The sequence below is a fragment of the Undibacterium sp. TC9W genome, assembly GCF_049339865.1.
Taxonomy (GTDB): Bacteria; Pseudomonadota; Gammaproteobacteria; order Burkholderiales; family Burkholderiaceae_D; genus Undibacterium.
Map to the genome: position 1 here is coordinate 117891 of NZ_JBMPPJ010000018.1, position 8429 is coordinate 126319.

The 8429-nt window shown below is 52.6% G+C and carries 3 protein-coding genes; all 3 read right to left on the bottom strand.

Features of this window, described 5'->3' with window-relative positions; all coding sequences use genetic code 11:
- Window positions 1-147 precede the first annotated feature (147 nt).
- Window positions 148-1920, bottom strand: coding sequence for an ATP-binding protein (locus ACO0LN_RS22330; protein ID WP_422977598.1), 1773 nt, complete (start codon window positions 1918-1920; stop codon window positions 148-150).
- Window positions 1917-2555, bottom strand: coding sequence for a LuxR C-terminal-related transcriptional regulator (locus tag ACO0LN_RS22335; RefSeq protein ID WP_422639914.1), 639 nt, complete (start codon window positions 2553-2555; stop codon window positions 1917-1919). Before ACO0LN_RS22335 ends, ACO0LN_RS22330 begins: the two co-directional genes overlap by 4 nt.
- Window positions 2556-2781: 226 nt before the next feature.
- The gene (locus ACO0LN_RS22340; protein ID WP_422977600.1) at window positions 2782-8406 is read right to left on the bottom strand and encodes a beta strand repeat-containing protein; all 5625 of its coding nucleotides are present in this window, start codon (window positions 8404-8406) and stop codon (window positions 2782-2784) included.
- Window positions 8407-8429: the final 23 nt, after the last annotated feature.

The following is an 8429-nucleotide window of genomic DNA, read 5'->3' on the forward strand; positions in this document are numbered from 1 at the left end:
TTACGGCTAATCGGAATTGTTGCGGTGTGACTTGGAGCAAGATTTCTGCCAAGTGGATCATGCCAACATCAAATGGCTTTATCATCGCGCAAGCTGACAATCGCAAGAGGCGCTTTTTTACCTAAACGAAAAATTGGATAGGTCATGCTAATCCTCCGTAAATTCGCTTTGCTCAGCAAGAGCCCTGATAGACGCTAGGGCGTGCATAAGATCCTTTGGAGAAACAGGTTTGGTGAGGAGCTTGATGCCATGCTGAGCAGCATCACTACGTGCTTTCTGATCAGTTTCACCGCTAATCAGTATGACCTGCGTACCCGCAGTTTGTAGTAATTTTGCCAAATCAAGGCCGGACTCGTTTTCTGGTAATCGCACATCACAGATAGCAATGTCACGTTCTGACGCATTCAGTCGCGCCGCCGCAGCTGTCTTTGCCCAATAAACATCCCCCCCCCAGACCTGGATTAGCTGAACCATGGCATTTCCCACCAACAAATCATCTTCAACAAGTAAGACTTTCAGGTTCTGTAAAATAAGTGAATCAGAGCCCCATGAATCGCCTTGCGACATAGGGTAAACGCCCAGAACCGGTTCTGGTTTTTGGGCAAGATCAGGGAGATGCCGTGAGAGCGTCAGCGTCATGCAACACCCATGGCCTGGTTCAGAGCGCACACTGATTGCACCACTCAACAACTCACTTAACCGTTTTGCAATTGCCAGACCCAGGCCAAGTCCTTGTGACGGATCACGCGACTGGTTATTGATCTGCACAAATTCAGAAAAGATCAGTGCCTGATCTTTCTCTGCGATGCCACAGCCAGCATCCCGTACCTGAATCTTCCATTGATCACCTGCCGGGCGCACGGCAATCACTACCGCACGGCCAGGTGGAGAATACTTGATTGCATTCCCCAGCAGATTGGACAACACCCGTTTGAGCATTAATTCGTCTGCATAAACCAGCCGGTCTGGTTTGACAAGCGCAACCAGACGCACACCATTGCGCTCTGCCACTGGGCTATGTTGAAGTACTAATTCCTGTACCAAAGGTGCTAGCGCCAGCGTGCGCAGATCAGGCTGTTCCATATTGGCTTCAAGGCGGGCCAGATCAAGCACTTTGGAAAGCAGATCGTTCAAGGTTTGCCAGGACAGAGTAATGCCAACCACCGCATGTCTGGCCTGCGGATTACCTGATTCTGCCACCACGCGCTCTATCGCGTCCAGGTAGAGACCAATCGCATGCACGGGTTGCCGCAGATCATGACTGATCGCCGCAAAGAAACGTGATTTGGCGATTGCCACCGCACTCATTGCCCTGGCCGCACTTTCCGCTTGCATACGCGACTCAAACTGCGTGCGCATCAGGTGCATGTGAACGCCCGTCAGTTGTGCCAGTGGGATAGGCACAAACAGCGTACAACAGCCCAATACCCAGCTCGCCGTATGCCCCAGCATTACACCCTCGACGATGAGATGAAGCGCGTTCGGCGTGCCCAGAATCAGCAGGGACACCATAATCCGGACCCAGTCCATACCGCCCAGATGGGTAATCAACACCGTTGCAGTGCCCAATAAATAGACCGTCTGTAAGGCCTGCATGGTGATATCGCCCGGCACATATAAAAAGTAAGTGCCACTTGATATGCTTGCCATATACATCCAGATCAGGCCGCGCAAGAGCCAGCGTCGGCGCTGTTCCGGCATGCTGTCGAATTTGGAGCGGCGTATGATTGCCAGGCGCAGTGTGCCGCTAAAAGCCACCAGCAACCACCAGGTGAGTGGCTTCCAGCCCGGCAATACGCTGGAAAAATAGTAAGCAACCAATCCCAGTGCCACCATGGCGCCGGGAAAGGTGGACGCATCGGCCGGTATTTCCTCTGGGTCAGGCTGTGAAATGGCTGGCGTGGCTGTTTCCACGCTCATTTCAAGTCCTCGTCAAAACGCGCCGCCTGCGTGCGATTGGTGACGTTGAGCTGTTTAAAAATCTCGCTCATATAATTCTTGACGGTGCCTTCGCTGATATTCAACTGTTGCGCTATGCTCTTGTTGGTCATGCCCATGCGCAACAGCTCACGCACCTCTTCCAGGCGCGGGCTCAGCCTTACAACTGCCTCTTGCTTGGGCTCGCTGAGTTGGACAAAGCCTGGCCTGCCGCCTTCAAGGCTGGACTTGATCGCTGCCTTCATTTGCGCGGCGCTGGCATTCTTTGACACAAACGCGCAGACTGAAGGAAGATTCAGGCAGCGACGCACCAGGTCGGGTGAACTGAGTGCCGATACCACCACAACTGGTATTTGCGGCCACTTGCTCAGAATGTCCTGCAAGGCATCACCCCGCTCCATCCCTGGCATGTTCAGGTCAATCAGCGCCAGGTGTGGCTGTGCTTGCACTGCCATGGCCGCGCTCAGCGTCATGGCATCACTTGCATCGACGAATTCAACATGCGGAAGAATGTCCCTGATCAGCATCTTCAGACCATCACGCACCAGCGCATGGTCCTCCGCAATGACAACGGTGATAGGTTCTTCTGAAAATGCTGGCGTCAAGGATTCATTCATTCTTCAAGTGTAAGGATATGAGCCTGATTACACAAGAATGAAATTAGTCATATCGGTCTGTGAATTTGCTTGGATGAGACTTTTTACGTTTGGTTGCAATACCTGCAAGGAATAAGCGATGTAAAGCTTTTGCATGTCTGCTGATGTATTTGCCATTAGGAACCTTTAATTGGTATGTTGAAGTACGTATTCGCTTAGAAGTTTTTTAGCGCATGTCGTTTAAGCTTTATGCAATCAGGTTGGCCGCAGTAATAGTGCCAACCGTACCTGTCAATTTCACAAAGAAGTCGGTAGCGTCAAACTTGAAGACATTTGAACCGTTGTTCTCAAACAGATAGGTTCCTGCTGCTGTACCTCCCGCTATCTTGATCAGGAAAGCTTCACTTGTCTGATTTTCCGCGAAAACGGAGAGCATACTATCTATCTGGGTCATATAGTCGGACGTATCGGCAGTAGTTATGTTGTAGGAGGTCAGTATCGTTGCCTTGACGCCAGTCTTGAAGTAATCCGTACCGGTCGCATTGAAATTACTCACCACGTCTATCTGCGTCTTGTTCGACATAGTGGCCCCAGTTTCTATCAATGTTTCCGAGCCTGAACCAGCGGTCTGCAAATTAATGGTATCCACCGCCGCACCACCGGTGATGGTTGTCGCCGCAGAACTGGAACCCAGCAGGTTCAGGATCTGGCCACCCGTACCCAGGGTGATGGTGTTGTTACCCGTGCTCTTGGTATAGTTCAATGTGACACCTGCGCCATTCGCGTTGGTGAAGCTGGCTGTACCTGTACTGCCTGCCACGTTGATGGTTTCGATATTCGGGAATTTGGTACTCAAGTCAATGTTCTGAGTGTTAGTCGCACCGATATTGAGTGTATCCGTACCATTGCCGCCGTCTGCCGTTTGCAGGCGGGTGACAATCTGGTCGGCCGTAAAATTAAAAGTATCGCTACCTGATCCACCAAGCACTTGGTCCACCCAATCGTTTGACGTAAAATTGTTGGTGCCATTGGCGAGTATGTACTTGGGTATACTCACAAAGGCATTGAAAGTATCAGCCGTAGTCAGGTTCAGCGTTACATAAGATATTGCATCGATATTGCCGGTAAATTGCGACATCTGAGCTATGGTTGCTGTGATATTGGCATTATGGGTCAGCATCAGGTTTTCAAAACCGGTAATCGTGGCATTGCTGATATCCGCTGTCGGTGAGTTGAGCATCAGTGTGTCAGTACCTGTACCAGCAGTATAAGTACCAAGGATGGTCGCGCCACCGAGGGTCAGGCTATTATTGCCGTTGCCTAAGGACGCCGTGCTGGAAACAGTGCCAATGATTGTCACATTGTCGTTTCCACTACCACCAGTGTAGTTCACTCCCGCCCTGGCAGAGTTCATGTTGACGGTATTGGTACCGCTGGCACTGCCTTTGACCGTCGCTGCGCTCGTCAGTGCACCGGATGTCCAGGTAAAGGCCCCATTGGTAATGCCGCTGGCATCAACGTTTGTCAGCGCGGTGCTCGATGATGACAGGGTCAGGCCTGCATTGCCACTCACATTAAAGGTCTTGACCGAGTTACCCAGCCAGGTCAGTGAGTCGTTGAAAGCGCCTGAAGGGGAGTTCTGGGTATCGTTGACACGGATATTGACGGTCTCGACGCCGGATGCAGTAACACCGGTGTTGGCAAAGGCAACGCCAGAACCGCTGCCGTCAGTCAGCGTCAGGTTGACGACATCATTGACGCCACCCGCAAAGGCGGCATTGGAAATGGTGAAGGCACTACCCGTGCCATTGAGCGTGATATTGCCATTGCTGGGCAAGTTGCTCAGTGTCAGGCCACTGCCCCCAGAGAAAGTGACGTCGTTATAGTTACCCAGTGTCTGCAAGTCGACGGTCTGGTTGGTGACGCCGGTGAGTCGCAACTTCTCAAAGCCGGTCACATTGCTGGCGAAGGTACCCGAGCCGGATTGTGAGGCCGCATTCGCTGCCGTCAGCACGATCGTGTCAGTGCCCGCGCCGCCATTCACAACGATAGGCAACACGGCTGTGTCGGGAATGAAGGTGTCATCACCTGTACCCCCATTGATGGTCGTGATGCCTGCCGATGTGTTGTAGGTGATGTTGTTGGTACCATTGGCCAGATTCAATACCTTGATATTGCTGATGGTGCCACCTGTGCCACCATTATTGATATTGACAGTGCCTGCCGTGGTCAGGGTCAGTACATCTGTATCTGCTGCATTACCGGCAATGGTCGACCCATTGAGCCCAGGGATGCTGGACATGAAGATGTCATTGGCACCAGAGACGCCATTGAACGTGCCACCAGCAGTGACACTGACGGCATTGGCAATACCAAAGTCACTGGTAACAATGCTGCCTGTGGCACCACCCAGTTTGACGATAAAGTCGCTGCCATCCACGGTTGTTACACTACTGCCCGAATTCTGGAACGCATACGTACCCGCTGCTGTACCACTATTGACGGTGATGGTATAAGTCTGACCAGTATCGGCAAGGCTCACCCCTGCAGCTGCAGCAGCGGTCGCAATGGCTGCCGCCAGGTTGCTGGTGTCAGCGCTGGCAATATTCAGGTTATTCAGTGATGTGGCCAGAACACCAGTAATAAACTTGTCTGCACCTGCTGCCTTAAAATTATTAACAATATCAATGGCATTGATGTTCGAGCCAGCCGCGATGGTATCCGCTCCTGTGGCTGTCGTGGACAAATTAATGGTATCCACACCAGAACCACCCGTGATGGTTGTCGCCGCAGAGCTGGAACCCAGCAGGTTCAATGCCTGGCCACCCGTACCCAGGGTAATGGTGTTATCGCCCGTGCTCTTGGTATAGTTCAATGTGACACCTGCACCATTCGCGTTGGTGAAGCTGGCTGTACCCGTACTGCCAGCCACGTTGATGGTTTCGATATTCGAGACTCTGGTACTCAGATCAATGTTCTGGGTGGTGGTCGCGCCGATATTGAGGGTATCCGTACCATTACCACCATTCAGCCAGGGCGAGCGGGAGGTGATCTGGTCGGCCGTAACATTAAAAGTATCGCTACCTGATCCACCAAGCACTTCTTGCACCCAATCGTTTGACGTAAAATTGTTGGTGCCATTGGCGAGTCTGTAACCGAATATACGCCCAAAGGCATTGAAGCTACCAGCCGTAGTCAGGGTCAGCCTCAGATCATTTGCATGATTGATGTTGCCGGTAAATTGCGACATCTGGGCTATGGTTGCCTTGATTTCGAGTTCACCAGAAGGGCGCAAGGACAGATTTTCAAAGCCGGTAATCGTGGCATTGCTGATATCCAAATTCGGTGCGGTTAACTCCAGTGTGTCAGTACCTGTACCAGCAGTATAAGTGCCGAGTATTGTAACGCCATTCAGGGACAGGCTATTATTGCCGTTGCCCAAGGACGCTGTGCTGGAAACAGTGGCATTGATCGTGACGTTGTCGTTACCTGTACCACCAGTGTAATTAACACCAGCCGTCGCAAGGTTCATGATGACGGTATTGGTACCGGTGGCACTGCCTTTGACGGTAGCTGCACCGGTCAGGGCACTGGCTGTCCAGGTAAAGCCACCCAAGGTGATGCCGCTGGCATCAACGCTTGTCAGCGCGGTGCTCGATGATGACAAGGTCAGGCCTGCATTGCCACTCACATTAAAGGTCTTGACCGAGTTACCAAGCCAGGTCATGTTGTCATTGAACAGGCCTGTGGGCGTGGCTTGGGTATCGTTGACACTGATATTGACAGTCTCAACACCAGATGCAGTAATGCCGACGCTGGCAAAGGAAACGCCAGAAGTACTGCCGTCAGTCAAAGTCAGGTTGACGACATCATTGACACCACCGACAAACGCAGCATTGGAAATGGTAAAGGCCGTGCCCGTGCCATTGAGCGTGATATTGCCATTGCTCGGCAAGTTGCTCAGTGTCAGGCCATTCGCGGCAGAGAAAGTGACGTCGCTATAGTTACCCAGGGTTTGCAGGTCTATGGTCTGGTTGGTGACACTGGTGAGACGCAATTTCTCAAAGCCGCTGACATTGGCAGCAAAGGCACCGGAACCGGATGCCGTGGCAGCATAAGTAGCCGACAGCACGATAGTATCGGTGCCGGAGCCGCCATTCACAACGATAGGCAAAAAGGCTTCGTTGATGCCGATGGTATCATTGCCAGAACCACCATTGATGGTCGTGAAGCCTGCTGGCGTGTTGTAGGTGATGGTATTGGTACCATTGGCCAGATTCAGAACCTTGACGTTGCTGATGGTGCCGCCGGTGCTACCATTATTGAGGTTGACAGTGCCAGCCGTAGTCAGGGTCAGTACATCCGTATCTGCCGCATTACCGGCAATGGTCGTCCCATTGAGACCAGGAATGCTGGACATGAAGATATCGTTGGCGCCAGAGACACCATTGAACGTGCCACCGGGGGTGACACTGACGGCATTGGCAATACCAAAGTCACTGGCCACAATACTGCCGGTAGTGCCACCCAGTTTGACGATAAAGTCGCTGCCATCCACTGCTGTTGCGCTACTGCCCGAATTCTGGAACACATACGTGCCTGCTGCGGTACCACTGTTGACGGTGATGGTATAGGCCTGGCCAGTATTGGCAAGGCTCGCCCCCGCTGCTGTTGCGGCAGTCGCAATCGCTGCCGCCAGGTTGCTGCTGTCAGCATTGGCGATAGTCAGGTTAAACAGCGAGGTCGCGACAACGCCAGTCCCGAAACTGTCTGCACCTGCTGCCTTGAAATTATTGACAGTATCCATGGCATTGATGTTCGAGCCTGCCACAATCACATCTGCACCAGTTGCCGTGGTGGACAAATTGATGGTATCCACACCAGAACCACCGGTGATGGTACTGGCACCTGTGCCTGTACCCAGGATATTGAGGGTCTGGCCACCCGAACCCAGCGTGATGCCATTGATGGCAGTAGAAGCTGACTTGGTGAAGTTCAGGGTGACGCCAGCACCATTCTCGTTTGTCACGGTCCAGGTTGCAGTTGTGCCACCTGTGACATTGACTGTTTCTACATTGCTGACTTTGGCAGACATGTCCAGGGCGGCGGTTACCGCACCAACATTGAGCGTATCTGTCCCCGCACCACCATTGATGGCTGTGGAAGCAGTAATAATGGCTGAGCTGGCATTGATGGTGTCATTGCCCGTGCCACCTGTCACCGATACCAGGCCAGTTGCCGCGGTAAAGGTATTGCTGCCATTGGCCAGTACATAGTTTTCTACATTGGCAGTTCCTGTAATCGTGCCAGCCGTGGTGTAGTTGATGGTCTCTGTTCCGGCCGCCGCAGCAACATTGGTAAAACCACCAAACTGTGCCGCTGTCATGGTGACGGAGGCATTATTGGCGATGTTGACCGTCTCAAAGCCACTCACATTGGCCGCGCTGATATTGCTGCCATTGACCAGGAGCAGGGTGTCGCTGCCTGCGCCTGCCACAAAGGTGCCGCTATAAGACTTGCCTTCCAGCGTCAGAGTATTGTTGCCTGCGCCAAGGTTGACATTGCCGGCCAGCATGGAACTGCCAGAATTAGTCAGGTTGACATTGTCATTGCCAGTGCCGCCGTTGATAGTGGTGATGCCGGAGGTAGCGACAGTGAAGTTGACATTGGTTGCGGTATTGTCGGTAGCCAGGGTCTTGATATTGGTGATGGTGTTGCCATTACCAATACTGACCGTGCCGCCGCCTGAGATGGTGATGGTGTCTGAATCGCTACCATTGCCGTTGACGGTTGTGCCCACCAGTGCTGCCACATTGCCGGTGAAGTTCTCATTCAGTCCAGCTGTGCCATTGAATACCCCGCCTGCAGTCAATACAGTGCTGTTGGCGGCCTGGC

What these genes read in the sequence shown, in the direction of transcription:
- ACO0LN_RS22330 (WP_422977598.1), bottom strand. Translation starts at nt 1,920, where the DNA reads ATGAGCGTGGAAACAGCCACGCCAGCCATTTCACAGCCTGACCCAGAG.
- ACO0LN_RS22335 (WP_422639914.1), bottom strand. Translation starts at nt 2,555, where the DNA reads ATGAATGAATCCTTGACGCCAGCATTTTCAGAAGAACCTATCACCGTT.